At 65.1% G+C, this 26,078-nt stretch carries 23 protein-coding genes; 16 read left to right on the forward strand and 7 right to left on the reverse strand.

Features of this window, described 5'->3' with window-relative positions; translation table 11 throughout:
- Positions 1 to 180 precede the first annotated feature (180 nt).
- Positions 181 to 2,340 (forward strand): gluconolaconase, encoded by a 2,160-nt coding sequence (locus ACCD07_RS03540; RefSeq protein WP_413446524.1) that lies wholly within the window; start codon positions 181 to 183, stop codon positions 2,338 to 2,340.
- 36 nt (positions 2,341 to 2,376) lie between these two features.
- Here the strand turns inward: ACCD07_RS03540 and ACCD07_RS03545 are convergent, their stop codons facing one another.
- A complete protein-coding gene (locus ACCD07_RS03545; RefSeq protein WP_413446525.1) occupies positions 2,377 to 3,042 on the reverse strand; it encodes a hypothetical protein in 666 nt (221 codons plus the stop codon).
- A 348-nt stretch (positions 3,043 to 3,390) separates the two neighbouring features.
- Between ACCD07_RS03545 and ACCD07_RS03550 the strand changes: the two genes are divergently transcribed.
- The 3 genes from ACCD07_RS03550 to ACCD07_RS03560 all read left to right on the forward strand — a co-directional run bounded on the left by ACCD07_RS03550 (position 3,391) and on the right by ACCD07_RS03560 (position 7,750).
- Complete coding sequence (locus tag ACCD07_RS03550) at positions 3,391 to 5,241, forward strand: family 16 glycosylhydrolase (protein ID WP_413446526.1); 1,851 nt, start codon at positions 3,391 to 3,393, stop codon at positions 5,239 to 5,241.
- Positions 5,242 to 5,410: 169 nt separating this feature from the next.
- On the forward strand, positions 5,411 to 6,601 hold the full coding sequence (locus tag ACCD07_RS03555) for an acyl-CoA dehydrogenase family protein (protein ID WP_176650342.1): 1,191 nt from the start codon (positions 5,411 to 5,413) through the stop codon (positions 6,599 to 6,601).
- A gap of 9 nt (positions 6,602 to 6,610) precedes the next feature.
- Positions 6,611 to 7,750: an acyl-CoA dehydrogenase family protein gene (locus tag ACCD07_RS03560; RefSeq protein ID WP_413446527.1), complete on the forward strand. Its 1,140-nt coding sequence runs from the start codon at positions 6,611 to 6,613 to the stop codon at positions 7,748 to 7,750.
- A gap of 24 nt (positions 7,751 to 7,774) precedes the next feature.
- Here the strand turns inward: ACCD07_RS03560 and ACCD07_RS03565 are convergent, their stop codons facing one another.
- From ACCD07_RS03565 to ACCD07_RS03590, 6 genes are all read right to left on the reverse strand, one after another.
- Entirely contained in the window at positions 7,775 to 8,725 is a 951-nt protein-coding gene (locus ACCD07_RS03565; RefSeq protein WP_413446528.1) for a diguanylate cyclase domain-containing protein, read from the reverse strand.
- On the reverse strand, positions 8,722 to 13,278 hold the full coding sequence (locus ACCD07_RS03570) for a PAS domain-containing protein (RefSeq protein ID WP_413446529.1): 4,557 nt from the start codon (positions 13,276 to 13,278) through the stop codon (positions 8,722 to 8,724). The genes ACCD07_RS03565 and ACCD07_RS03570 overlap by 4 nt, the downstream gene beginning before the upstream one ends.
- Positions 13,279 to 13,388: 110 nt before the next feature.
- Positions 13,389 to 14,456 carry a phosphotransferase gene (locus tag ACCD07_RS03575; protein WP_176650346.1) on the reverse strand — a complete coding sequence of 356 codons (1,068 nt, stop codon included), beginning with the start codon at positions 14,454 to 14,456 and terminating at the stop codon, positions 13,389 to 13,391.
- A 59-nt stretch (positions 14,457 to 14,515) separates the two neighbouring features.
- Positions 14,516 to 15,079, reverse strand: coding sequence for a GNAT family N-acetyltransferase (locus ACCD07_RS03580; RefSeq protein ID WP_413446530.1), 564 nt, complete (start codon positions 15,077 to 15,079; stop codon positions 14,516 to 14,518).
- A gap of 60 nt (positions 15,080 to 15,139) precedes the next feature.
- A complete protein-coding gene (locus tag ACCD07_RS03585; RefSeq protein WP_413446531.1) occupies positions 15,140 to 15,334 on the reverse strand; it encodes a hypothetical protein in 195 nt (64 codons plus the stop codon).
- A 12-nt stretch (positions 15,335 to 15,346) separates the two neighbouring features.
- Positions 15,347 to 16,243, reverse strand: coding sequence for an SPFH domain-containing protein (locus ACCD07_RS03590; RefSeq protein WP_176650348.1), 897 nt, complete (start codon positions 16,241 to 16,243; stop codon positions 15,347 to 15,349).
- Positions 16,244 to 16,501: 258 nt separating this feature from the next.
- Here ACCD07_RS03590 and ACCD07_RS03595 point away from each other — a divergent pair, with 258 nt between their 5' ends.
- The 12 genes from ACCD07_RS03595 (at position 16,502) to ACCD07_RS03650 (ending at position 26,071) form a co-directional block, all read left to right on the forward strand.
- Positions 16,502 to 18,208, forward strand: a complete 1,707-nt coding sequence (locus ACCD07_RS03595) for a GspE/PulE family protein (protein WP_413446532.1) — start codon at positions 16,502 to 16,504, stop codon at positions 18,206 to 18,208.
- A 1-nt stretch (position 18,209) separates the two neighbouring features.
- Complete coding sequence (locus ACCD07_RS03600; protein ID WP_413446533.1) at positions 18,210 to 19,439, forward strand: type II secretion system F family protein; 1,230 nt, start codon at positions 18,210 to 18,212, stop codon at positions 19,437 to 19,439.
- 21 nt (positions 19,440 to 19,460) lie between these two features.
- Positions 19,461 to 19,979: a type II secretion system protein gene (locus ACCD07_RS03605; protein WP_413446534.1), complete on the forward strand. Its 519-nt coding sequence runs from the start codon at positions 19,461 to 19,463 to the stop codon at positions 19,977 to 19,979.
- 45 nt (positions 19,980 to 20,024) lie between these two features.
- Positions 20,025 to 20,564, forward strand: a complete 540-nt coding sequence (locus ACCD07_RS03610) for a type II secretion system protein (RefSeq protein ID WP_413446535.1) — start codon at positions 20,025 to 20,027, stop codon at positions 20,562 to 20,564.
- Between the two features lie 47 nt (positions 20,565 to 20,611).
- Positions 20,612 to 21,190 (forward strand): Tfp pilus assembly protein FimT/FimU, encoded by a 579-nt coding sequence (locus ACCD07_RS03615; protein ID WP_413446601.1) that lies wholly within the window; start codon positions 20,612 to 20,614, stop codon positions 21,188 to 21,190.
- Positions 21,174 to 21,824 (forward strand): type IV pilus modification PilV family protein, encoded by a 651-nt coding sequence (locus tag ACCD07_RS03620; protein WP_413446536.1) that lies wholly within the window; start codon positions 21,174 to 21,176, stop codon positions 21,822 to 21,824. Before ACCD07_RS03615 ends, ACCD07_RS03620 begins: the two co-directional genes overlap by 17 nt.
- On the forward strand, positions 21,821 to 22,729 hold the full coding sequence (locus tag ACCD07_RS03625) for a type II secretion system protein (RefSeq protein ID WP_413446537.1): 909 nt from the start codon (positions 21,821 to 21,823) through the stop codon (positions 22,727 to 22,729). Before ACCD07_RS03620 ends, ACCD07_RS03625 begins: the two co-directional genes overlap by 4 nt.
- On the forward strand, positions 22,726 to 23,190 hold the full coding sequence (locus ACCD07_RS03630) for an agglutinin biogenesis protein MshP (protein WP_413446538.1): 465 nt from the start codon (positions 22,726 to 22,728) through the stop codon (positions 23,188 to 23,190). The genes ACCD07_RS03625 and ACCD07_RS03630 overlap by 4 nt, the downstream gene beginning before the upstream one ends.
- Positions 23,191 to 23,392: 202 nt before the next feature.
- On the forward strand, positions 23,393 to 24,271 hold the full coding sequence (locus ACCD07_RS03635; protein WP_413446539.1) for an agglutinin biogenesis protein MshI: 879 nt from the start codon (positions 23,393 to 23,395) through the stop codon (positions 24,269 to 24,271).
- Positions 24,268 to 24,948, forward strand: a complete 681-nt coding sequence (locus ACCD07_RS03640) for a hypothetical protein (protein ID WP_413446540.1) — start codon at positions 24,268 to 24,270, stop codon at positions 24,946 to 24,948. Before ACCD07_RS03635 ends, ACCD07_RS03640 begins: the two co-directional genes overlap by 4 nt.
- Positions 24,945 to 25,712 (forward strand): type II secretion system protein GspM, encoded by a 768-nt coding sequence (gene gspM / locus ACCD07_RS03645; protein WP_413446541.1) that lies wholly within the window; start codon positions 24,945 to 24,947, stop codon positions 25,710 to 25,712. The genes ACCD07_RS03640 and gspM overlap by 4 nt, the downstream gene beginning before the upstream one ends.
- Positions 25,709 to 26,071 (forward strand): hypothetical protein, encoded by a 363-nt coding sequence (locus ACCD07_RS03650; protein ID WP_413446542.1) that lies wholly within the window; start codon positions 25,709 to 25,711, stop codon positions 26,069 to 26,071. Before gspM ends, ACCD07_RS03650 begins: the two co-directional genes overlap by 4 nt.
- Positions 26,072 to 26,078 lie beyond the last annotated feature (7 nt).

The raw sequence follows: 26,078 nt of genomic DNA on the forward strand, positions 1-26,078 counted from the left end.
ATTGCTAATATAAATTGGATCTATATACCGCGATGCAGCATCATTCACCTGTCTCCTCTATTCTCCTCCAAGGAAATAGATTTAGCCCGCTCCCGTAGCGGGCTTTTTTTTTGCTCAAAATTAAATGCGTACATGCAATAATGCCAGTCTCAACATTGCAACGTGCGAGCGACTGACACCGTGTCCCCAACTCAATTCAAATTAGCGGCGCTGGCATTGGCGCTTGGCGGCGCGCTGGGCGGCGGCGGGGCGGCCTATTTGCTGACGCATCAGGCCGGCGGCGACGCAGGCGGTATCGGCACCGTGGCGCGGCCGTCGGCGGCCCAGGGCACGCAGCCGCACTGGAGCGCGCGGGTCACCACCGTTGCCGGCGACGGCATGCCGGGCGTGAACAACGGCAGCAGCGGCCGCCGCACGCGCTTCGCCGATCCCTTCGGCGTGGCGCTCGACCAGGCCGGCAACCTGTACGTGGCCGACGGCGGCGACGGCAACAGCATCCGCAAGATCGGCCTGGACGGCGTCAGCACCACGCTGGCCGGCGCGGTCGAGGGCTATGCGGAAGGCAGCGGCAAGGCGGCCGCCTTCCACACCCCGTCCGGCCTGGCGATCGACGCCGCCGGCAACCTGTACGTGGCCGACACCGGCAACAACGCCATCCGCAAGGTGACGCCCGACGGCGTGGTGTCGACCCTGGCCGGCGACGGCATCGCCGGCAACAAGGACGGCCGCGGACCCAACGCGCAATTCAACGGACCGCTGGGGGTGGCGGTGGACGCGAACGGCGTGGTCTACGTGGCCGACAGCTACAACGACCGCATCCGCCGCATCACGCCGCAAGGCGACGTCACCACGCTCGCCGGCGGCGGCCGCGCCGGGCTCAGGGACGGTGCGGCGGCGCAGGCGCTGTTCGACACGCCGGGCGGGCTGGCGATCAGCGCCGCGGGCGACCTCTACATCGCCGACACCGGCAACGACGCGATCCGCAAGCTGGACAAGGCCGGCAACGTCAGCACCGTGGCCGCGGCGAAGGAGGACGATCGCAACTCGCTGCTGCGCTCGCCGGTCGCGCTGGCGCTGACGACGGACGGCTATCTCTACCTGGCCAGCAATTCGCACGGCCGCATCGCGCAGATCACGCCGGCCGGTGAAGTCGTCGCCCTGGCCGACGCCGACCATCCGGCCCGGCCGGAAGTGGGCGCCGACGGCGCCGTGCGCCTGTACGCGCCGCGCGGCATGGCGCTGGCCCGGGATGGCTCGCTGTTCGTCACCGACGGCGCCACGTTCCGCCTGCATCATGTGGCGCAGGCGCTGGCGGGGCAGGCCGCCGCGCCGGACGAGCCGCCGGCCGGGCTGCCGGCGCACGGCGCCACGATGCTGTGGCCGGTCAAGCCGCAGGACAAGGCGCACGAGGTGGTCGGCCTGATGGGCGAGGTGCGCGGCAATTTCGACGGCGAAAGCCGCGACCATTTCCACTCCGGCATGGACGTGCAGGCCGCGATCGGCACGCCGGTGCTGGCCGTCACCGCCGGCAAGATCAGCGACCCGCATGCGTCCTGGAGCTATGGCGAATTGTCCGAAGGCCTGGCGCTCGACGGCCTGCGCTACATCCACATGCGCGTCGGCCGCGACGCGAAGGACAAGCTGCTCGACCCGCGCTTCCAGATCCTGAAGAATGAGAAGGGCGCGCCCGAATCGGTGCGGGTCAAGCGCGGCACGCGCTTCGTCGTCGGCGAAACGCTGGGCACGGTCAACCGCATGGCCCATGTGCACCTGGACTACATGCCGAACGGCGGCGCGATCAATCCGCTGAGCTTGCCGTTCATCGATCTCGAGGACACCATCCCGCCGCAAATCCAGGGCATCGCGCTGGTGGACGGCAGCGGCGCGGCGCTGAAGGAAAAGGTCGGCGGCCGCCTGCTGGTCAAGCGCAGCCTGGGCCAGGTGCAGATCGTCGTGGACGCCTTCGACCAGATGAACGGCGACCAGGCGCGCCGGCGGCTGGGCTTGTTCAAGCTGGGCTACCAGCTGCTGAACGCGGACGGCGAGCTGATCCCCGGCATGGAACAACCGGTCATCACGCAGCTGTACGACCGCCTGCCGCGCAATCGCGACGCGGTGAAGGTCGCGTACGCGGCATCGAGCGGCATCACCGTGCACGGCGCCGCCGAGACGCGCTTCGCCTACGCCATCAACAACACGCTGATGCACGGCGCGCTGACGCCCGGCGCCTGGAACATCGGCGCCCTTGGCCCCGGCAACTACACCTTGCGCATCATCGCCGAAGACTACGCCGGCAACGCCGCCACCAAGGGGCGCGATCTGGCGATTACGGTGGACTAGTCTTTGGCGGAGTAGTGTGCGGGTTCGGGCTCGGTATTATTCGCTTTGCAGACAAGCGCTGCAGGCGGCCTCGGTGTAGCGCGACTGGCAGACGCGTTCGCCGGGGTACTTGCGCTCGTATTCTTTTTGCTGCGTGCAGGTGGCGGGGGAGAGCGGGGCGATGACCGGTTGCTGGTGCGTGACGCCTCCTTTGTCGGCGACGCTCAGGCGCGAGCCGTTGCTGTCCGAGCGCAGTTCGATCGAGCTGCCCGCCGTCCACAGTTTCATCGCGCTGGCCTGGGCCTGATCGGGGCCGGCGACGAACAGCGCGGCCTGCCGGTATTTGGAATCCAGCGTCAGCATGACGTTGCTGCCTTCGTCCTGCGTCACGTAGCCGCCGCGCTCGATGCCTTCCTCGTCGTAGAGCATCACGCCGGCCGCCTTCGAACCGCGCTTGGACACGCGCCCGCCGGCCATGACGGCATCCGGCAAGTCGCCGCCTAGGCGGGCGCGTATCACGCCTTTGCCATCGACCACCACCACTTCCCTGGCCTTGACGCTGTCGAATACAGCGTTCCTGATGCTGTTGCCGGCGATCGCGCCGCCGCCCAAGGCCAGCAGCAAGCCCAGCACCCACAAGCCGTTCTGGCGGTTGATCTTCTTGCGCAGGCGGGCGTTTTCCTGCTCGCAGGCGAGGATGCGTTGTTCAAGCTGATTGTCCATGAAAGTCCCTGAATGGCGGAATCCGCAGTTTACCGGACATGCACACTGTTGCGCGCCGGCGTTGACAAAAAATATTTATCGGAATATATTTTGTGAATGGAATTGGAATCGTTTCCAATTCTAACAAACGACAGAGCCCGGGCGACGACCTGGCCGGCACGGAGACTGCAGGTACAAGCGAAACGCCTCGTAGCGCAGGGTACTCTTGCGCCCAAAATTTACGCTGAGCCCAGCTTCATTCTCCTCGCCGCAAGCGGTTAAGCCGGCATCACGACGATGCCGGTGAAGGTGCGGGCCGGACGTCCGTCCGGTCCGAAAACGAGGAAGTGTGAATACGAGGGAGTCACTGTGAAAAAACCAAAAATCGTTCTGTCCGCCGTCGCCGCCGGCATCCTGATGGCGTATGGCGCGCAAGTTTCGGCCAGCGTCACCAGTCCGGTCATCGGCGCGCTGTTGTGGTCCGACGAGTTCAATGGCACTACGCTCAACACCAGCGTGTGGACCACGTACGACGGCAACGGCTGCCAGATCAACCTGTGCGGCTACGGCAACCAGGAACTGGAGTACTACAGCCCGAACAACCTGTCCATCGTCAACGTGCCGTTCGAGGGCGGCACGCGGGCGCTGGCGATCAAGGCGCAGAACCAGACGGTGGGCAGCAACGTCTTCACCTCGGGGAAGGTCGATTCCCGCGGCAAGGTGCAGGTGCAGTACGGCATGGTGGAGATGCGCATCGCCACGCCGCAGCTGGGCGTCGGCCTGTGGCCGGCCGCCTGGATGCTGGGCACCAGCCCGCAAACCTGGCCGCGCAACGGCGAGATCGACATCATGGAAATGGGCCACAAGGCCAGCAGCCGCGCCGCCGCCGGCTCGCCCACGCCGGGCATCGACAACTTCACCGGCTCCAACGTGATCACCTGGCAGCAGGCCGCCTGCGTACCGGGCAACGAGAGCTGCGCCGCCTCCACCGCATGGCAGACCAAGAACTGGTACACGCCGGGCCAGTCACTGGCCAACCGCTTCGTCATCTACCGCTTCTACTGGACCGAGTCGCAGATGCGCTTCACGGTGATCGACAACGGCGTCGAATACGATATGTACAACAGCCCGCTGCCGGTCAACTCGACCGCGCTGCAGGCGCCGTTCTACCTGCTGTTCAACCTGGCCGTGGGCGGCAACTTCACCGACGCCGCGACGCCCGCGCAGGTGACGGCGCCGCTGCCGGGCACCATGTATGTCGACTACGTGCGCGTGTACCAGCTGGACGGCAAGGGCTCGGTCAAACTGGGCAACCAGACGCCGGCCGAGGTCGGCAAGTTCGGCGTGTTCACCGACAACACGGTAGTCAACAACAAGCTGCAGGCCGGCGTCACGTCGGACGTGTTTGTGTGGAATAACGCCTCGGTATCGGCCGGCACGCTGCCGCCTTACGAGGGCAGCAACTCGATGTCGTGGAGCTACAACACGCCGGGCCAGTGGTTCGGCGGCAGCGTCGAGTCGCGCGCGGCGCGCGACATGAGCAATTTCCGCAACGGCACGATGAAGCTGAAGATCAAGATTCCGGCCAATGTCGCCTTCACCATCGGCGTGCAGGATACCTACACCAACCAGAACTCGGTCAAGTTCCCGGCCAACGCCACCACTTACGGGCTGGTGCGTAACGGCGACTGGGGCACGGCGACCATTCCGGTGGCTGACCTGGCCGGCAGCAAGATCGCGCTGCAATCGATGCTGGACCTGTTCCAGATCGCCAGCGACGGCGCCGCGCTGCCAAGCTCGGCATTCCAGATGGCGATCGACGACATCATCTGGGATACCGGCGTGCCGACGCCTACGCCGACACCGACCCCGACCCCAACTCCGACGCCGACACCTACGCCAACTCCGACACCGACTCCAACGCCGACCCCGACGCCAACGCCGACCCCGACGCCAACGCCAACGCCGGCCCCAGCCGTCCAGCAAACCAGCGCGACGATGCTGAAGTTCTCGCTGAACTCGACCAGCTGGGCCGACGTGCACTACACCGTCAACGGCGCCGGTCAGCTGAACGTGCGGATGACGCAGAACGCCGGCGTCAACAGCTACACCGCCAGCGGCCTGAAGATCGGCGACGTGGTGAACTACAGCTTCACCTACTGGGATACGGCGCATAACTACGCAGTCGACACCGCGCAGCAAAGCTACACGATGAAGTAAGCCTCCCAGCAGTATCCGGCAGTACCGGGCCGCCGCGCAAGGCGGCGGCCTTTCACAAAATCTCCCATTCCGTCGCCCTATAAAAATGCAGCTATCCTGAACGGGATATGCGGTACAATTATTTGAACGATCGTGCTTTTTTGGCGGATCATAAGAAGACGGAGACAGCATGGATTTGAATTACACGGCTGCGGATCTGGCGTTTCGCGACACGGTACGCGCCTTCCTCGACGCCAACCTGCCGAGCGACCTGCAGAAGAAAGTCCGCAATCACCTGCGGCTGAGCCGCCAGGATTATGTGCGCTGGCACCAGATCGTCGCCCGGCAGGGCTGGGCCGCGCCGGCCTGGCCGGTCGAACACGGCGGCCCGGGCTGGAGCGCGACGCAGCGCCACATCTGGGAAGAGGAATGCGCCCGCGCCGGCACACCGCCCATCCTGCCGTTCGGCGTCAACATGGTGGCGCCGGTGATCATGGCCTTCGGTAACGAGGCGCAGAAAGCCCACTACCTGCCGCGTATCCTCAGCTGCGAGGACTGGTGGTGCCAGGGCTATTCCGAACCCGGCTCCGGCTCCGACCTGGCGTCGCTGAAAACCACCGCCGAGCGCGACGGCGACCACTACATCGTCAACGGCCAGAAGACCTGGACCACGCTGGGCCAGCACGCCGACATGATCTTCTGCCTGGTGCGCACCGACAGCACCGTGCGCAAGCAGGAGGGCATTTCCTTCCTGCTGATCGACATGAAAACCCCCGGCATCACCGTGCGTCCCATCATCATGCTCGACGAAGACCACGAGGTGAACGAAGTCTTCTTCGACAACGTCAGGGTGCCGGTGCAGAACCTGATCGGCCAGGAAAACAAGGGCTGGACCTACGCCAAGTACCTGCTGGGCCACGAGCGCACCGGCATCGCGGCGGTCGGCCGTTCCAAGCGCGAACTGCTGTTCCTGAAGAAGATCGCCTCCGAACACTACAAGCACGGCAAGCCGCTGCTGCAGGACCCGGTGTTCGCGGCCAAGGTGGCCAACCTGGAAATCGAACTGATGGCGCTGGAAACCACGGTGCTGCGCGTGATCACCAAGGAATCGCACGCGCCCGGTCCGGAAGCGTCGCTGCTGAAGGTGCGCGGCTCGGAGATCCAGCAGATGCTGACCGAACTGATGGTCGAGGCGCTGGGCCCGGACGCGCTGCCGTTCGACACCGACTACCTCGAAGGCAAGGCCGACCACGCCGTCACCGGCGACGACGCCGCCGCGCCGCTGGCCGGCTACTACTTCAATTTCCGCAAGACGTCGATCTACGGCGGTTCGAACGAGATTCAGAAAAACATCATCACCCAGATGATCCTGGGACTGTGAGAGGGCGCAATGGATTTTAATTTAAAAGAAGAGCAGCAGCAGTTCGCCGATGCCTTGCGCCGCTGGATAGCCAAGGACTACGGCTTCGACGTGCGCCACCGCATCATCCATTCGCACAGCGGCGTCTCGGACGTGGCCTGGAGCACGCTGGTCGAGCTGGGCATGACGGCCTTGCCGGTGCCGGAGGAGCAGGGCGGCTTCAACGGCAGCGCGGTCGACCTGTGGGTGGTGATGCAGGAACTGGGACGCGGCCTGGTGGTCGAGCCGTATTTCGCCACCGTGTGGGGCGCGCAATTCCTCAAGCTGGCCGGCAACCAGCACCATGTTCTGGAGGAGGTCGCCAGCGGCGAGCTGAAACTGGCGGTGGCGCTGGGCGAGAAGCATTCGCGCCACGAGCTGAGCGACGTCAAGACCATCGCCAGCATCAACGGCGAAGGCTACCGCATCGACGGCACCAAGACCGTGGTGATCCACGGCGGCCAGGCCGGCGCGCTGATCGTGTCGGCCCGCAGCGCCGGCGCCCAGCGCGACACCAACGGCATCAGCCTGTTCCTGGTGCCGGCCGACACGCCGGGCGTGATCGTGCGCGACTACCGCACCATCGACGGCCAGCGCGCGGCCACCGTGCAGTTCAGCCACGTGGCGGTGCCGGCCTCGGCGCTGCTGGGCAAGCTGGGCGGCGGCTGGGACATCCTCGACGAGGCGGCCGACTACGGCGCCAGCCTGCTGTGCGCGGAGGCGGTCGGCGCGATGGACGCGTTGTTTGCCGCCACGCTGGACTACCTGAAGACGCGCAAGCAGTTCGGCACGCCGATCGGCGGCTTCCAGGCGCTGCAGCACCGCATGGCCGACATGTACATCCACCTGGAACAGGCACGCTCGATGGCGATGCTAGCGGCCGCGCGCATGTCCTGCGGCGACGCCGAGGAGCGCCGGCGCGTGGTGTCGGCGGCCAAGGTGCGCATCGGCCACGCGGCCAAGTTCATCGGCCAGCAGGCGGTGCAGCTGCACGGCGGCATGGGCGTGACCGACGAACTGCCGGCCGCGCACCACTTCAAGCGCCTGACGATGATAGAAATGACCCTGGGCGATGTCGACCATCACCTGGAGCGCTTCACCGCCCAGCGCGGCTTCCAGCAGCACTCGTGACGGCCGCGCGCCGCGCTTGACGGATTAGGCGGCGCCGTCGGCGCCGCTGTCGCCGGAGAGGCTCAGGCAGTAGCGGTTGCGGCCGCTCTGCTTGGCGCGGTACAGATTGTTGTCGGCCGAGCGTACCAGGCCGCCCGAATCGGTGCTGTCCATCGGCGGCAGCACGGTGGCCAGCCCCATGCTGACGGTCACCTGCGGCGCCGTCAGCGAGGCCACATGCGGCATCGCCAGCTTGCGCACCTCGTCGAGGATGCGGCGTGCCACCACCTCGGCCCCTTCCAGCCCTTCCTGCGGCAGCAGCAGGATGAATTCCTCGCCGCCGTAGCGCGCCAGCTTGTCCTGCGGCCGCGAGGCGCAGCGCGCCATCGCCGCGCTGACCTGCTGCAGGCAAATGTCGCCGGCCTGGTGGCCGTAATGGTCGTTGTACAGCTTGAAATGGTCGATGTCGATCATGACCACCGACAGCGGCAGGCCGGCGCGCGCGCAGCGGCGCCATTCGGCCTCCATGGCGTCGTTGAAGCTGCGGCGGTTGGCCACGCCGGTCAGGCCGTCGGTCATGCTCAGTTCGCGCATGGCGTCGGCCTGGCGCTTGATGGTCAGCTGGCTGCGCACGCGCGCACGCACCACCGCGACGTTGAACGGCTTGCTGATGAAATCGACGGCGCCGGCCTCCAGTGCGCGTGTTTCATCCTCCGGCTGGCTCAGCGCGGTGACGAAAATGATGGGGATGTCCTGCAGGCGCGGCGAGGCGCGCATCGCCGCGCAGACCGCATAGCCGTCCATGCCGGGCATGACGGCGTCCAGCAGGATCAGGTCGGGTCGTTGTTCCTGGGCGATGTCGAGCGCCTTCTCGCCGTCCAGGGCGAACAGCACTTCGTGCTCGTCGCGCAGCGCGTGGTGCAGGATCTGGATGTTCTCCATGGCGTCATCGACCACGAGTATCCGTCCATTCCTGGCGAGGTCGGTCCAACTCATGCGCTTTCCTTTCGCTGCAACAGGTCTACCACAATTTGGTGCGCGGCGCGGAAATTCAACGTCTCCACCGCTTCGGCCAAGGCCGCGGCTTGTTCGGCCGCCGCCAGCGCCGGGCGCAGTTGCTGGAAGTGCTCCAGGGCCTTCAGGTTGTTATTTTGAAGCAAACTTTGTAACTCCGCCAGCTTTTGCGGCAAGTCGGATTCTACACTGTTGCTTGTGAGAACATCCAATGACGGGGGCGGCGCCGACAGCTGGCGGGCGCCGCCGGCGACCACGTCCAGGGCCTGCGCCAGCTGCGTCAGGGCCCGGTCCAGTGCCTCGTTCAGCGCCGGCGGCGCGGCGCCGTCCGGGCCGGCTCCGGCTTGCCGCAACGCCGTTTCCGCCTCGGCCGCCAGTCCGGCGACGGTGCCCGCGCCCAGGTTGGCGGCCACGCCGCGCAGCCGGTGCAGCGCCTGCGCGGCCTGCGGTAGCCGGCCGGCCGCCAGCAGCGCGCGCACCTCGCCGACGGTGCCGCCCTGCGATTGCTCGAAGCGCTTGAGCAGCGCGACCAGGGCGTCGTAGTTGCCGCCGAGGCGTGCCAGCGCGGCGGCGCGGTCGATGCCGGGCAGGGCTTCCGCCGGCGCGGCGGTGGCCGTAGCGGCGACGGCGGGCACGGCGCTCCGTGCGGCAAGGGGCGCGGACGGCACCAGCCGGGTCAGCACGCCGAGCAGTTCCTCGACGTCGATCGGCTTGGCGACATGGGCGTCCATGCCGGCCTCGTCGGCGAGGCGGCGGTCCTCCTCCATCACGTTGGCGGTCATCGCGACGATCGGCAGCCGCGCCAGCAGCGGGCCGCCGGCGCGGATCGCCACGGTGGCGTCGTAGCCGTTCAGCACCGGCATCTGCACGTCCATCAGCACCACGTCGCAGCGCTCCGGCGCGGCCAGCAGCGCATCGACCGCCAACTGGCCGTTGGCCACCGTCTCGACCACGGCCCCGGCGTGCAGCAGGATGAACTGCGCCACCTCCTGGTTGATTTCATTGTCTTCCACCAGCAGCACGCGCACGCCGTCGAGCCGGCCATGCAGCGGCGACGGCTCGTCCGGCCCGGCGCCGGCGATGCCCTTGCCGGCCAGCACCGCCTGCACCTGTTCCAGCACCGACGCCGGGCTGGCCGGCTTGGCCAGCACGCCCGCCAGGCCCAGGCGGCCGGCTTCGCGCGCCTGCGCGGCGGCCGCGTGCTCGGCCACCATCAGCAGCACCGGCGGCAGCGGCAGCGCCTGGGTCGCGTGGATGTGCTGCAGCAGCGCCGCGCCGTCCATGCCCGGCATGTCCTGGTCCAGCAGCAGCAGGTCGTAGGGACGCTGCTGGCGCACGCTGTCGTGCAGCAAGGCCAGCGCCGGTTCGGCGCCGGCGGCGCCGGCGGTCCGCCAACCCCAATGGCGGCAGGCGCTGTGCAGCGCCTGGCGCACGCTGGCGCGGTCGTCGACGATCAGCACCGACAGCGCGCGCACGGCCTCCGGCGCGGCGGCCGGCGCCACGCATTCGAGCGGGCAGGTGAACACGAACTCGGAGCCCAGGCCGGGCTCGCTGCGCACGCTGATGGCACCGCCCATCATGTCGGCCAGCTGGCTGCAGATCGCCAGGCCGAGGCCGGCCCCGCCGAAGCGCCGGCTGCTGCTGCTGTCGGCTTGCGAGAAGGCGTCGAAGATATGCGCCAGCGCCTCGGGGGCGATGCCGATGCCGGTGTCGCGCACGCTGAACTCGATCAGCGCGGCGCGGTCGCCCGGACGCGCCGTCTGCGGCGCCTGGCGCACCTGCAGCACCACCTCGCCCTGTTCGGTGAACTTGATGGCGTTGCCGATCAGGTTGAGCAGCACTTGCTGCAGCCGCATCGGGTCGCCCGCCAGCGTTGTCGGCAGCTGCGGATCGATGTCGTAGACCAGTTCGATGCCCTTGTCCCAGGCGTTGCCGCCGACCAGCACGCTGATGCTGGCGAGGATGTGGTCGAGCCGGAACTCCGCATGCTCGAGCGTCAGCTGGCCGGTCTCGACGCGGGCGAAGTCCAGCACGTCGTTGACCAGCCCCAGCAGCGACTGCGTGGCCAGCTGGATCTTGTCGAGGTTGGCGCGTTCGCGCGGCGCCAGCGGCGCTTCCTCCAGCAGCCGGGTGAGGCCGATGATGGCGTTCATCGGGGTGCGGATTTCATGGCTCATATTGGCCAGGAACGCGCTCTTGGCGCGGCTGGCCGCCTCGGCGCGGTCGCGCGCCAGCACCAGTTCCTCGTTCAGCTCCTGCAGGTGCAGCTCGGTTTCCTTCAGTTCGGTCACGTCGGACACCAGCACGAAGAAGCCCTGCACCTGCGACGCCGCGTCGACATCGGGGATGTAGTTGACCCAGGTGTGGCTGACGTCGCCGGACGGCCAGCGCAGCTGGCCGGCAAAGCCCTGCGGTTCGCCGCGCAGCGCGCCCTGCACATAGGGCGCGACGTCGGCGTACTGGTCCGGGCCCAGCACGTCGGGCATCAGCGCGTCCGCCATGGCGTCGGCGCCGCGCTGGTACCATTCGCGGAAATAGCGGTTGGCGAAGCGGCAGCGCAGGCCGGCGTCCCAGTAGGCCACCATGCCGGGCAGGTTGTCGGTCACGGTGCGGACGAAATGCTCGCTTTGCGCCAGTTGCGCCACCGTCGCCCGCAGCGCCTCCTTGGCCTGCTTGCGCTCGGTGATGTCGACCGCCAGGCCCAGCACGTGGGTGGCGGTGCCGTGCTCGTCGCGCAGCGCCACCTTGAGCGTGGTCAGGTAGCGTGTTTCGCCGCTGGCGTTGGTGACCGGCTCCTCGGGGATCGTGGTGACCGCGCCCGGCGCCGAGGCCAGCACCCGCCGGTCCGCCTCGGCAAACATGGCGGCCTGCTCGGCCGGCACGAAATCGGCATCCTGCATGCCGAGCATGCGCGAGCCGTCCTCCATGCCCAGCAGTTGGGCGCCGAAGCGGTTGAACATCTCGTAGTGGAGGTCGGCGGCGCGCTTGACGAAGACCATCGCCGGAATATTTTCCACCACCGAGCTCAACAGCTGGCGCGACTGCCGCAACTCCGCCTCCACGCGCTTCTGCTCGGTCACGTCCAGCAGCAGGCCGGTGATGGCGATGATACGGCCGTCGGTGCCGAACTGCGGATAGTAGCTGACCACCCAGTGGCACAGCTGATCCGGCGACGCCGCCGGATAGCCGGAACGGGGCTGGCCGGTCAGCGGCCGGCCAGTGTCGAGCACGGTGCGGTAGTCGGCCAGCACGCTGCGTCGCACGTCGGCGTCGTCTATCATGTCGGCCACGTGGCGTCCCAGGTGGGCCACCACCGGCTGGCGGTTCAGCGCGGCCAGGTAGTCGTTGATGCGGATCACGCGCAGCTCGCTGTCGACGTAGCTCAGGCCGACCGGGGCGGTGGCGTACAGCGTTTCAAGCTGGGCGCGGTTTTTTTCCAGCTGCACGGTGCGCTCGGCCACCAGCTGCTCCAGTTCCTCGTGATGGCGGCGCAGGTCGTCCTCGAGCGCGCGGAAGGCGGCGCCGACCGCCTCGGCCTCGCGGAAGGTCAGCGCCGGCAGGCTGAACGGCGCGCCGCTGGCCAGCGCCTGCGCGGGCGCCACCAGATCGCGCACCGAGCCGGCGATGCGGCCGCCGACCCACCACGCCAGCGAAAAACCGGCCAGCAGCACGCCCGCCATGGTCAGCGAGATCGTCGTGACGGCGCTGAGCAACTCCTGCAGCGCCTGGTCTTGCGGCGTGGCGATGGCGACCGTGGCGCGGCTGACCGGCGAGCGGCTGAAGCCAAGATAGATGGGCGTGCCGTCCGGCGCCTGATCCTCCAGCAGCGCCTCGTCGGACTGGCGCAGCCGTGTCCGCAGCTTGGGATCGGCCGCCTGGCCCAGCAGCAGGCGCGGACCGCCGGCCTGGGCCACGATGACCCCGTCGGCGTCGTACAGGGTCATCGTCTGCTGGGCGGTGAGTTGCTCGTCGCGCAGGATGCGCGGCAGCCGGTCCGCCTTGAGCACGGCGGTCAGCGCGTACGCCACGCGGCTGTCGATAAACACCGGCACGTCGACCGCCAGCAGCGCGCTACCCTCGACGTAGACCACCGACAGCTGCTGGCGCGCGCTGGCGAACAGCGGCGCCAGGCGGCGTTCGTTGGCGGCGGCATTGAGGCTGTCGGGCAGCGTTGCGCCGACCTGCATCACGGCCTGGCCGGCGGCGTCGCTGAGGATGAACTGGGAGGCGGGAAACTGCGGCCCCAGCAGGGCGCCGGCCTGCACCCGGACCGTGGCCAGGTCGGCCCCGCGCAGCGCGGGCGCGGTGGCCAGCGCGCGCGTCGCGCTTTCGCTCTGCAGCAGGTCGCGGTCGATGGCGGCGGCCACCATGCGCGCCGACTTTTGCGTGTCTTCCATCAGCGTGGCGCGCTCGCGCTGGTAGAACTGGCGCACCACGGCGCCGAAGCCGATCACCGTCGGCAGCGCGCAGGCCAGCACCAGCAGGGCGATCTGCGAGCGGATGGATGGCAGGCGGTTGCGGATGGTTACTGGCACACGTAAGACCCCGGACGATATCGGTGCATGGGACTGGCAGCACGATAGTAGCCGAGGCCGGCGGTTTCAGAAAGCGATTTGTCCATGACGGCGCGCCGCCGCCACAAGTCTCAGATCGGCTTGCCGCAGGCGTAGGCCCAGCCCAGCTCGGCCATCGGCCGCGCCATCCTGCCCGATTCCAGCGCCTGGGCGCTGGCGGCGGTGCCGTCGACGTAGCGCTTCATGATGCCCTGCATGATACTTGCCAAGCGGAACATATTGAACGCCAGGTAGAAATTGAAGTCTTCCAAGCGGATGGTCTTGCCGGTGCGCTCGGCGTAGCGGGCGATGTATTGCTGCTGCGTGGGGATGCCCAGCGCCTGCAGGTCCAGCCCGGCGATGCCGCGGAACTGGCCCGGCTCGATATGCCAGCTCATGCAGTGGTAGGAGAAGTCGGCGAACGGGTGGCCCAGGGTCGACAGCTCCCAGTCCAGCACGGCCAGGATGCGCGGCTCGGTCGGATGGAACAGCATGTTGTCGAGGCGGAAGTCGCCGTGGACGATGGAGACGTCCTCGCCCGGCGGGATGTTGTCTGGCAGCCAGGCGATCAGCTGGTCCATGGCGGCGATGGTCTCGGTCTGCGAGGCCAGGTACTGCTTGCTCCAGCGCTCGATCTGGCGCGCGAAGTAGTTGCCCGGCTTGCCGTAGTCGGCCAGGCCGATGGCCGCGTAGTCGACCGTGTGCAGCTGGGCGATCACGCGGTTCAGTTCATCGTAGATGGCGGCGCGCTCGGCCGGCGTCATGCCGGGCAGGGCCTGGTCCCACAGCACCCGGCCCTCGACGAATTCCATCACGTAGAAGGCGCGGCCGATGATACCCTCGTCGGTGCACAGCGCGTACTGGCGCGCGGCGGGGAAGCCGTTCTTGCTCAGCGCGTCCATCACGCGGTACTCGCGCTCGATGGCGTGCGCCGACGGCAGCAGCTTGGCGGCCGGCGCCGGCTTGGTGCGCAAGACGTAGTGCTGGCCGCCGATGCTGAGCTTGAAGGTCGGATTCGACTGGCCGCCCTTGAACTGCTCGACCGTCAATTCGCCGGCCGGATAGCCTTCCACATGCCGGCGCAGATACGCGTCCAGCGCCGCCACGTCGAACTGGTGGCGCGCCGACACCGCCTTGGTACCGATGAATTCCTCGAACATGCTGTCTCCCGCGTTGTGAGTATGCGCTATTCTAGTCGAATAAAAGTACGTGCGTGCTTTTATTTTTGCAGATCGAGTTCAAAGGTAGCACAGGGGGTGTTGTAGTGGGTTTCGATACCGCGATAGAGCATGCCGAGGCGGCGCATGACCGCGATCGAGGCCAGGTTGCGCGGGTAGGCGACCGCCATCAGCCGTCGTTCGCCGCCCAGGCGCGCGTGCTTGACGGCGGCCTGCGCCGCTTCCGTGGCGTAGCCGAGGCCCCAGCAACTGCGCCGCAGCCGCCAGCCGATTTCCAGCACGCCCCCGGTGCGCGCCTCGAGCGGCTGCAGCGCGGCGGCGCCGACCATGACGCCGTCGTCGCGGCGCAGCAGCGCCCACCACGACATGCCGTGTTCGGCCCAGCGCTGCTGCACGGTGGCGATCATCAGCCGGCTTTGCGGCAGCGACAGCGGCGCGCCGTCGCCGATGTAGGCCATGACGGCGGGATCGCCGTTGATGGCGTGCAAGCCTTCGAGGTGCTGGTCCGCAAGCGGAACCAGTTGCAGGCGGGAGGTGAGCAGGGTGGTCATGAAGGCGGAGACGGTGCCGTTGGTGGAAAACACCGTCCAGCTTGCGCCGGTCAAGTATCCGGCGCATGTCTCCGCTGTCACGTATTGTGACGAGTTGTATGTTATTGCGCTGCGCTACTCGCCGTCCTCGCCGGCGTTTTTTTCCTTGTCCTCTTTAGTCTTCACGCCGCGCCGGGCGAGCCCCTCTCTCAGCAGGAATTCTATTTCCGCATTCACGCTGCGCAAGTCACGCGCGGCCAGGCGCTGCAGCTCTTCCCACAGCGCGGGGTCTATCCGCAAGGGATAGGCTTTTTTACCGGGACTCGCCATGCTGTTCGGCCGCTAGTTATAGAGGGTGCCCGTGTTGATGATGGGCTGGGTTTCCTTGTCCGAACACAGCACCACCAGCAAATTGCTGACCATGGCCGCCTTGCGCTCGTCGTCCAGCTCGACGATGCCGCGCTCCGACAGCCCGTTCAGCGCATTCTCCACCATGCTCACGGCGCCGTGCACGATCTTGGCGCGGGCGCTGATGATCGCCTCGGCCTGCTGGCGTCGCAGCATGACCTGGGCAATCTCGGGGGCATAGGCCAGGTGGGTGAGCTTGGCGTCCAGCACCTCGACGCCGGCCGCCTCGAATCGCGCCTGCAGCTCGCACTTGAGGGCGTCGGCGACCACATCCATGCCGCCGCGCAGCGTGGTTTCACCCTCGGGCAGGTCCTCGGCCTCGTCGTACGCGTATTGTGAGGCGAGATGACGCAGCGCGGCTTCGGCCTGGATCGAGACATAGCGCTCGAAATCGTCCACTTCAAAGACGGCCTGGGCGGTGTCGCGCACGCGCCAGACGACGGCCGCGCTGATCTCCACCGGGTTGCCGCGCTTGTCGTTGACCTTGAGCGTGGGCGCGTTGAAATTTCGCGCGCGCAGCGACAGCCGGCGCTTGACGTAGAGGGGGAACGCCCAGCGCAGGCCTTCGCTGCGGTCGGTGCCGATGTATTTGCCGAACAGGGTGAGGATCGCGCTTTCATTCGGCTGCAGCATGAACAGGCCGGTCAGGCAGAATATTCCGGCCAGTACCATCAACACCCCGCCCAATAAAAAGGAATAACCGTCGGCGTTCCCCACCCCGGTTTTAACCAGAAGCGCCGCGACCAGCAGCAAGCCAACCCCGGCACAGGCGGCCAGGTAGCCATTCGTCGATGAGAACGCCATTTCGCGGCGAGTGTGTGCACCATTCATGTTCGATTGCTCCTCAGGTAAGTGACATCAAAGTGATATCACTTTGGGCTCGCCGGTAATGATTGTCAAGCAATTTCGGCAAATAAACAGCTTTCGCGTTGTTACACCTCGGAAGTCGCCTGTCGTTGTACGGCAGGCCGACGATTAGCGCATTCGTGCGCAGAAAGCTACACCCGGGGCGCGATGCCGCTCGCAAGCGTGGCATTCTCCACTAGAATGGCGAACAATTGACGTGTGGCACAGAAACAGGGAGCGGGTATGGCAAGGCCGGAGAAGGTCCGTCTGGGGGAAATCCTGGTGCAGCAAAAGCTGCTGTCGGAGGAACAGCTGGGCTTGGCGCTGGCCGAGCAAAAGCGCAGCGGGCGCAAGCTGGGCCGGGTGTTCATCGAAAACGGCTATGTTACCGAGGAACAGATCGCCGGCGCGCTGGCGCGCCAGCTCAACATTCCTTACCTGAACCTGAAGTTCTTCAACGTCAATCCCGAGGTGGTGCGGCTGCTGCCGGAAACCCAGGCCCGGCGCTTCCGCGCGCTGGTGCTGGAAGACCGGCGCGGCTCGCTGCTGGTCGGCATGTCCGACCCGACCGACCTGTTCGCCTATGACGAGATCACCCGCATCGTCAAGCAGCCGATCGAGCTGGCGGTGGTCAACGAGACCGAGGTGCTGGGCGTCATCGACCGGATTTACCGCCGCACCGACGACATTTCCGACCTGGCGCGCGAGCTGGAACAGGATATCGGCGACGTCTCGGTCGATTTCGGCGCGCTGGCGGCCGGCAATTCGAACCTGGAAGAAGCGCCCATCGTCAAGCTGCTGCAATCGGTGTTCGACGACGCCACCCAGGTGCGCGCCTCGGACATCCACATCGAGCCGCAGGAAGGCCGGCTGCAGATCCGCTTCCGCATCGACGGCGTGCTGCACCTGCAGACCGAGGCCGACATCAAGATCGCCCCGACGCTGGCGCTGCGGCTGAAGCTGATGTCCGACCTCGACATCTCGGAAAAACGGCTGCCGCAGGACGGCCGGTTCGCCGTGCGGGTCAAGAACCAGCGCATCGACGTGCGTATTTCCACCATGCCGACCCAGTTCGGCGAGTCGGTGGTCATGCGTCTGCTGAGCCAGGGTTCCACCCAGCTGCGGCTGGACGCGATCGGCATGCCGCGCGGCATCCTGGACAAGTTCCGCGCCATCGTCCAGCGGCCGAACGGGCTGGTGCTGGTGACCGGGCCGACCGGCAGCGGCAAGACCACCACCTTGTATTGCGCGCTGGCGGAGCTCAATTCGGTGGAAAAGAAACTGATCACCGTCGAGGACCCGGTCGAATACCGGCTGCCCGGCATCAACCAGGTGCAGGTCAACGACAAGATCGAACTGAACTTCGCGCGCGTGCTGCGTTCCGCGCTGCGGCAAGACCCGGACATCGTGCTGGTCGGCGAGATGCGCGACCAGGAAACCGCGCAAATCGGCCTGCGCGCCGCGATGACCGGTCACCTGGTGCTGTCGACCTTGCACACCAACGACGCCCGCAGCACGCCGCTGCGGCTGATGGACATGGGCGTGCCGCGCTACATGGTCGGCAGTTCGCTGCAGGCGGTGCTGGCGCAGCGTCTGGTGCGGGTGATCTGCGAAAGCTGCACCACGCCGTACGAGCTGACGCCGACCGAGCGCGAATGGCTGAGCATGGAGCTCAACGACAAGGTTGACAAGGCGCGCTATTTCCACGGCAAGGGTTGTTCGCATTGCAACGGCATGGGCTATCGCGGCCGGACCGGTGTCTATGAATTGCTGGAAATGACGCGCGCCGTGGTCGACGCCGCCAACGATCCTGATCCGGCCCACTTCCTGAAGGTGGCTGCGGCCGAGATGGCCGGCGAAACGCTGCGCCGGCATGCGGTGCAACTGGTGATCCAGGGCCGCACGACGGTGTCGGAAGCGATGCGCATCAGCAACCAGATCGAGGATTGACGTGCCGTTTTTCGCCTACAAGGGCCGCAACGCGCGCGGCGAGCTGATGCAAGGCGTGCTGGAGGCGGCCGACAGCGGCGCCGTCGCCGACCAGCTGTTCAATACCGGCGTCACGCCGATCGAGATCGTGGTGACCAAGAGGGCCGTGACCGGTAACGACGAGGCATGGTGGGTCAAGCTGTTCGAGAAAAAAGTCACGTCGATGGACGTGCAGCTGTTCAGCCGCCAGTTGTACACCCTGCTCAAGTCGGGCGTGCCCATCATGCGCGGCCTGGCCGGCCTGCAGGAGTCGGCGGTCAGCAAGTCGTTCGGCAAGGTCATCAAGGATTTGCGCGAATCGCTCGATTCGGGCCGCGAGCTGTCGGCCGCGATGCGCCGCCATCCGGCCGTGTTTTCGCCGTTTTACCTGTCGATGGTGCGGGTGGGGGAGATGACCGGCCAGCTGGAGGAAGTGTTCCTGCGCCTGTTCGACCACCTCGAGTTCGACCGCGACATGCGCCAGCGCGTCAAGTCGGCGACCCGCTATCCCACCTTTGTCGTGTTCGCCATGGTGGCGGCGATGGTGGTGGTGAACATGTTCGTGATTCCGGCGTTTGTCGGTGTGTTTGCCAGTTTCCACGCCGAACTGCCGCTGATGACGCGCATCCTGATCGGCACCTCCAACTTTACGGTGCGCTACTGGCCGGTGATGGCGGTGGCGGCGGCCGGCGCCTTCTGGGGCTTCCGCGCCTGGGTCGGCACCGCTGCGGGCTTATATAAGTGGGACAAGTTCAAGCTGAGCATCCCGGTCGCCGGCAAGATCGTGCTGAAAGCCACGATGGCACGCTTCGCGCGCAGCTTCGCGCTGTCCAGCCGCAGCGGCGTGCCCATCGTGCAGGCGCTGACGGTGGTGTCGCAGACGGTGGACAATTCCTACCTGTGCGCCCGCGTCGAGCAGATGCGTGACGGGGTGGAGCGGGGCGACAGCATCCTGCGTACAGCCGCCGCCGCCGGCGTGTTCACGCCGGTGGTGCTGCAGATGATCGCGGTGGGCGAGGAGAGCGGCTCGATCGACGACCTGATGGACGAGATCGCGCTGATGTACGAACGTGAGGTCGATTACGAGCTGAAGACCTTGTCGGCGCAGATCGAACCTATCCTGATCACTTTCCTCGGCATCATGGTTCTGGTGCTGGCGCTGGGCATCTTCCTGCCGATCTGGGACCTGGGCAAGGCTGCCTTGCACCATTAAATCGCCCAAACAAGGACGGCCGTGGTCTTTTTATCTACATTTGTGACTGCGAAACAACGGGGCGCCAGCTTGCTTGAGTTTGGCGTCGCAGTCGCGGTCATTGGTATTTTGATGACAATTTTGCTCCAGCGGATATGGTACTACCAAGATGAAGCGGAGCGGACGTCAGTTCAACTGACGGTGGCCAATGTACGCGCCGCCTTAGAAATTAAGGTAACGCAAGGAAAATTGCCCGGGCGCAGCGTGGATTTAACGATTTTGGCCGAACAAAATCCGTTAAATTTGTTAATTGATAAGCCCATTAATTACGCAGGCGAATACTTCGCACCGCAAGATGGCGAGATTTCCAAAGGAAATTGGTATTTCGACCGGAGCAACAAGACTTTGGTCTATTTGTTAAATATCAGAAATTCTTTTGGAGATGCTCAGCTGAAACGTTTGAAATTCAAGGTAAAATTGCTTCGCTTGCCCTATAGCCCCGCCAAGCCGTCAGGCACACCAGAATCCCTCGGTGTGGCCTTTGAGCAAGTCAATGATTAGCGCCACTCGCGCGGACTTACCCTTTTGGACGATTTGGAGAAAGTAATGAACAAGCAAGCAATGTACACAATTCGCAAACAGGCACAGGCGGGTTTCACCCTGATCGAATTGATCGTTGTGATCGTTATCCTCGGTATCCTGGCGGCCACCGCCTTGCCGAAATTTGTCAACCTGGGCGGCGATGCCCGTTTGGCGGCGCTGAACGCGGCAGCCGGTTCATTGAAGACCACGGTAGCGCTGGCGCGCGGCCAGACGCTCGTCAATGGCGGTGCCACGCCTGCCACAGTGGTGTTGGAGGGGCAAACTGTCAACCTCGTCAATGGTTATCCAGCAGCTGATGCGACCACCGCCGTTGCAGCCGGTCTGGCAGCCTCGGATTACCTAGTTACCGTGGGCCCGAATGCCACCGCGACGGATTCCTTGCCCGCGTTTGGTGCGAACACCATTCTGATCCAGCCCAAGAGCGCTTCAACCACTGCCAGCGGCCTGACCTGCTGGGTTTCGTATAAAGAAGCCACCAGCGCTGGCGGTGTCGTTACGGCACCGATCGTCGTGATGAACGGTACCGTGGCAACCTGCCAGTAAGCATAGGTAGGCGCTGGCCTGGTGGCGTTTTGAAGCGCGTCTCTCTTGTGCGAGGCCGGCTGTCCGCCGGCTTCACCATGATCGAGCTGATCACGGTAATCGTGCTGATCGGCGTTCTCGGTGCCGTCGGCGCCGTGCGCTTTTTCGACAACACGCTTTTCGAGAGCAAGGCCTACGCCGACCAGGCCAAGGCCGTTATCCGCTTTGCCCAAAAGCTGGCCATCGCACAGAACCGGCAAGTCTACGTGCGTTCGGAACCTGCCGGTTTTGCTGTCTGTCTGCAGCCCGGCTGCGCGGCTGGGGGCGATCTGGCTGGCGCTCCTGGCGGCAGCAATAGCGGCAAGGCAATGACCCAGGCCTACTGCCAGCTCTCCAGCTCCTATGTTGCCAATTGGATGTGCGAAGGCCGTCCTGCCAACGTCAACGTTGCCAGCGACAGCGTACGCAACGAATTTGCCGCCGGCGGCTATTTTTCCTTCGACGGTATGGGGCGTCCTTACAACAGCACCGACGTCGCAGGCAGCGGCACATCCACTTTCGGCACGATGCAACTGACCTTCAGCAGCGGCGCGAATGCCTTTACTGTCGTGATAGAGCGGGAGACCGGTTATGTCCACGATCTGTGACGCCCGGAGCCAGCGCGGCCTCACGCTGGTGGAATTGGTGCTGTTCATCGTCATTATGGGTGTGGCGGCGGCCGCCATCACTAGCGTACTGAACAGGAGCAGCACTGCCAGTGCCGATCCGTTGCGCCGCAAGCAGGCGATGATGATTGCCGAAGCTTACATGGAAGAAGTGCAGGGCGCCGCCTTCACCTACTGCGACCCCGCTGATCCGGCCGCGCTTACCGCCAACAACCAGAATGCTTGCGCCACACAGGAGACGGTGCGCAATAACAAGACCGGCCTGGTGCGCCCCTACGGCAACGTGGCGGACTACGCGCTGGCGCTGGGCGTGGAGAACCGCAGCTTCGCCACCAGCGGCGTGGATCTGGACATCAACGGCCGGCCTCTGGGACAGGATGCCTCGCTCAACACCATGGGCAATGCTTCCCTGGCCGGCATCACCACCACCGTGACGCTGAACGACCTGTCCGCCAGCGGCGCATCGCTTGGACCGGGGGGGCTGGACATCACGTCGACCAATGCCAATCTCAACGCCTTGCGCATCACGATCACCACCAGATACGGCACTGGCGTCAACGACGTCATCCAGCTTGACGGTTACCGCACGCGCTATGCGCCGAACTTCATCCCATGAAGACGATCTCGGTCAATTCTCCGGCGGTACGCCAGCGCGGTTTCACGCTGGTGGAGGCGATCGTCGTCATGGTTATTACCGGCGTGCTGGCGGGCGTCATGGTGCTGTTCATCCGGCAACCCGTGAGAAACTATGCGAACGCGTCCGCCCGCGCGGACATGGCCGATGCCGCCGATCTGGCCTTGCGCCGCATGGTGCGCGAGTTGCATTCGGCGCTGCCGAACAGCGTGCGCCTGACCGTAAGCGGCGGCATCTCGTTGCTGGAATTCATTCCAACCAAAGCCGGCGGACAGTATTTGGACGTCAGCGATAACGGCAACGCCAGCTCGGTGCCGTTGAGCTTTACCGATGCCAACGTCAAGACCTTCAATGTGGTCGGACCCATGCCTGCTGCACCATACGCCATCGCTGCGACTACAGACTATATTGTGGTCTACAACCTCGGCCCGGGGTATGCGGGAGCGGATGCCTACGTCGGCAGCAATCGTGCGAAGGTGAGTGGCGTGGGCATCAATTCGGTGTCTTTGGTCGCCAATCCGTTCGTGCCGGGCGCAGGCGTCGTGGCGAATGCATCGCCTGGCCATCGCTTCCAGGTGGTGACTTCGCCGGTGACTTTCCGTTGCACGGACAATGTCAGCGGTGGCGGTACGCTGACCCGCTACACCGGCTACGGCTTCAATGGCGCGCAAATCGATCCAGCCGCCTTGCCGGCAAGTTCGGGCGTGACCGGCGCTTTGCTGGCGAAAGGTGTGCTGGCCTGCTCTTTCAGTGTGGACCAGGCGGCCAACCGGCACAGTGGCTTGATCGGCCTGAGCATTGCGCTCGCGCGTTCCGGCGCCGGTACCGCCAATGATCTGGAAACGATGACGCTGACGCATCAAATTCACACGGACAACACTCCATGAAATATCGGAACCTCCGCCGCTCGGCCGGTGTCGCGCTGGTCACGGCCATCTTTCTGCTGGTCGTGCTGGCCGGGCTGGCGGTGGCGGTGGTGTCGCTGACGGCTTCGCAGCAAAACAGCTCGGTTCAGGACGTGCAGGGCCAGCGCGCCTATCAGTCAGCCAAGGCCGGCATAGAATGGGCGCTGTACACCGCGTTGCAAACGCCTACCGGCCTGGGATTCTGCGCCGCTCCGGTGACTTTCAGCATGCCAACCAACACCACGCTGTCTGCTTTTACGGTAACCGTTACCTGTTCAGCCGCTGTGCCCGGCTACGGCGACCAGGCGAACCCGGCCAACGATCCGACGGCAAACAAGCGCAGAATTATTTCGACCGCGTGCAACGGCCCGTCCGGCGTGGCCTGTCCCGCTTCTAGTCCCGGAGCGGAATACGTGCAGCGGGTAATCACCGCGCAGCTATAAAGGCGCAAGGGATGTGGAAATGTGTGTGTTTTTAAAGAAGGATTGTAAGTTTGGGCATGAAATACCCTGTAACTTGAATATAATCAATCATCTAGCACGCAAACTTCGCGTGCTGGTAACCATTTAGATCGCCGGCATGAGTTTCTTTAAAAGAGCTAAAAAAACGGATGGATGGCTCACGGTCACTTTTCTAAGGGACGGCGTGTGCGCGGGCCGCGTGCAGCGCGTGCGCGACGCCAAGGCGGTGGTCGAGCTGACGGCGTTTTACCCATCCGACATGGCGTTCTCGCCGGAGGCGCTGGAGCGCCTGAACAAGGAATTAAAGGTCGCCAACTACCGCTGCGGCACCGTGCTCAACGGCGGCGAATACCAGATGTTGACGGTGGACGCGCCCAACGTGCCGCAGGATGAATTGAAAACGGCGGTGCGCTGGCGCTTGAAGGATATGCTCGATTTCCACGTCGACGACGCTACCATCGACGTGCTCGATATTCCGGTCGACACCAGCAATGCCTCGCGCGGTCATTCGATGTTTGCGATCGCCGCGCGCAACGCGCTGATCCAGTCGCGCCAAGCGTTGTTCGCCGAGGCCAACCTGGCATTGACCGTCATCGACATTCCGGAAATGGCGCAGCGGAATATCTCGGCGCTGCTGGAGGTCGAGGGACGCGGACTGGCCATGCTGTCTTTCGATGGTGAGGGCGGCCTGCTGACGATTACCTTCAAAGGCGAGCTGTATCTGTCGCGTCGTATCGATGTCACCATCGAGCAGTTGCTGGAACCGGACACCGACAAGCAGCAACATTGCTTCGACAAGATCACGCTGGAATTGCAGCGCTCGTTGGACCACTTCGACCGCCAGTTCCATTACGTGAACGTGATCAAGCTGCTGCTGGCACCGACCGGCGCACCTGGTCTGCATGAATACCTGGCGGCCAACCTGTACATGCCGGTCGAGGCCATGGGCCTGGAGGATGTGTTTGATCTGAGCAAAGCGCCGGCGCTGCAGGACGTCGAGCAGCAGCGGCGTTTCTTCATGACGCTGGGCGCGGCCCTGCGGCACGAGGAGGTAGTGCTGTGAGCCAGCAGATCAACCTGTTCAATCCGATCTTCCTCAAGCAGAAGAAGGTTTTCACGGCGCTGCCGATGGCCGAGGCGCTGGGCGTGATCGTGGCCGGCGTACTGCTGCTGACTTGGTTTGCCGGCCAACGCGTGGCTGAACTGGAGCGTAGCGCCGCCGCTGGCAAGACCTTGCTGGCCGACCGCGAACAGCGGCTGGCCCGTGCTACCGCGCAATTCGCGCCACGCCAGAAGAGCGCCGCGTTGGAAGCTCAGGTCGCACAGGCGGAAGCGGAACTGAAGTCGCTGCATGACGCCGAGTCGGTGCTGCAAGGCGGATCCCTGGGCAATACGGCTGGCTATGCCGAATACTTCCGCGCCTTGTCGCGTCAGAACGTCAGCGGCCTGTGGCTGACCGGCGTGCGCATTGTCGGCGCCGGCAATGATATCGGCGTGCAGGGTAGGGCTTTGCAGCCGACGCTGATCCCGAATTACATCGCCCGCATGACCGCCGAGCGCGTCATGCATGGCAAGACCTTTGCCAGTCTGGACATCTCGCGGCCGGAAGCTCAAGCCGCGCCGGCTTCGGCAGCGCCTGCGACGGCCGGCGCCGCGGCTTCCGCTGCGACGCCGGTATCGGCGTCGTCTCCTTATGTTGAATTCAGCCTGCAGTCGTCTGCAGCGGAGGGGACCAAATGAAGCAGCGACTCCTCCTCCAATGGATCAAGCTCAGCACAAAGCTGGACTCGATGACGTTGCGCGAGCGTGCCATGGTGTTCCTGGCTGTCGTGGCGGCCATCCTGTTCCTGGTTTACACCGTGACAGTCGAGCCGCTGCTGGTCAGGCAGCGACTGCTACAGACGCAGATCAAGCAACAGCAAAACCAGATCTCCGGCATCGATATCGAGATCAGCGTTAAGGCACAGGCGTATGCGGCAGACCCGGACGCTCCGGCACGCGAGCGCTTGAAATCGCTGGATCAGGAAATCGAGCATACCCGCTCTGGTTTGTTGTCCATGCAAAAAGGCCTGGTGGCGCCCGAAAAGATCGCGCCCTTGCTCGAGCAGCTGTTGCGCGGCAACGGCAAGTTGCGGCTGATGTCGATGAAGACCTTGCCGGCGACCGGCTTGATGGAGGTTGCCCAAGCTCCTTCTACCAGCAAGCCGGCCGCTGCCAACCCGGCATCAGCGGCCGGCGCTGCTGTGGTGAGCGCCCCGCCGGCACCCGCCGGCGCCCCGACTGTTTCGCCAGTCAAACCGCACGAATTACTGTACCGCCACGGCGTTGAAATCGTTTTGCAGGGCAGTTACCTGGACATGGTCAACTACATGGACGAGCTGGAGCGCCTGCCGGTCCAGCTGTTCTGGGGCAAGGCCAGCCTGGATGCCCAGCAGTACCCGAACTCGCGCCTGACGCTGACCCTTTACACGCTGAGCCTGGATTCGAAATGGATGAAGTTATGAGCCGTCGCTTGCTGATGTTTTGCGCTTGCGCCGCGATGTCGGGTGCCGCGCTGGCGCAAACAATGGTCGATCCGACACAACCGCCGCCGGAGTTGTTGCGTCTTCCGGCCACCGGGTCCGATGCCGCGCCTGCCGTCAGTAAGGGGCCGCAGCTGCAATCGGTGCTGACCGGCACGCGCGGGCGCCAGGTGGCAGTTATCGACGGCCAGACCGTGCCATTGGGCGGGAAATTCAACGGCGCTACCTTGATCAAAGTCGGCAAGAACCAGGTGGTACTGAAAACTGGGAGGGAGCAGCAGGTGCTGACCTTGTTCCCCGAAGTCGAAGCGGACGTCAAAAATGCCGCTCACAAACGCTAAGAATCCT

The sequence above is a fragment of the Duganella sp. Dugasp56 genome, from assembly GCF_047304105.1.
Classification (GTDB): domain Bacteria; phylum Pseudomonadota; class Gammaproteobacteria; order Burkholderiales; family Burkholderiaceae_D; genus Rugamonas; species Rugamonas hordei.

Bases quoted from the DNA above. Each gene is read 5' to 3' on its own strand.
- ACCD07_RS03545 (WP_413446525.1), bottom strand. From the start codon at position 3,042: ATGGACAATCAGCTTGAACAACGCATCCTCGCCTGCGAGCAGGAAAAC.
- ACCD07_RS03555 (WP_176650342.1), top strand. From the start codon at position 5,411: ATGGATTTGAATTACACGGCTGCGGATCTGGCGTTTCGCGACACGGTA.
- ACCD07_RS03560 (WP_413446527.1), top strand. From the start codon at position 6,611: ATGGATTTTAATTTAAAAGAAGAGCAGCAGCAGTTCGCCGATGCCTTG.
- ACCD07_RS03565 (WP_413446528.1), bottom strand. From the start codon at position 8,725: ATGAGTTGGACCGACCTCGCCAGGAATGGACGGATACTCGTGGTCGAT.
- ACCD07_RS03575 (WP_176650346.1), bottom strand. From the start codon at position 14,456: ATGTTCGAGGAATTCATCGGTACCAAGGCGGTGTCGGCGCGCCACCAG.
- ACCD07_RS03585 (WP_413446531.1), bottom strand. From the start codon at position 15,334: ATGGCGAGTCCCGGTAAAAAAGCCTATCCCTTGCGGATAGACCCCGCG.
- ACCD07_RS03590 (WP_176650348.1), bottom strand. From the start codon at position 16,243: ATGAATGGTGCACACACTCGCCGCGAAATGGCGTTCTCATCGACGAAT.
- ACCD07_RS03595 (WP_413446532.1), top strand. From the start codon at position 16,502: ATGGCAAGGCCGGAGAAGGTCCGTCTGGGGGAAATCCTGGTGCAGCAA.
- ACCD07_RS03610 (WP_413446535.1), top strand. From the start codon at position 20,025: ATGAACAAGCAAGCAATGTACACAATTCGCAAACAGGCACAGGCGGGT.
- ACCD07_RS03620 (WP_413446536.1), top strand. From the start codon at position 21,174: ATGTCCACGATCTGTGACGCCCGGAGCCAGCGCGGCCTCACGCTGGTG.
- ACCD07_RS03625 (WP_413446537.1), top strand. From the start codon at position 21,821: ATGAAGACGATCTCGGTCAATTCTCCGGCGGTACGCCAGCGCGGTTTC.
- ACCD07_RS03630 (WP_413446538.1), top strand. From the start codon at position 22,726: ATGAAATATCGGAACCTCCGCCGCTCGGCCGGTGTCGCGCTGGTCACG.
- gspM (WP_413446541.1), top strand. From the start codon at position 24,945: ATGAAGCAGCGACTCCTCCTCCAATGGATCAAGCTCAGCACAAAGCTG.
- ACCD07_RS03650 (WP_413446542.1), top strand. From the start codon at position 25,709: ATGAGCCGTCGCTTGCTGATGTTTTGCGCTTGCGCCGCGATGTCGGGT.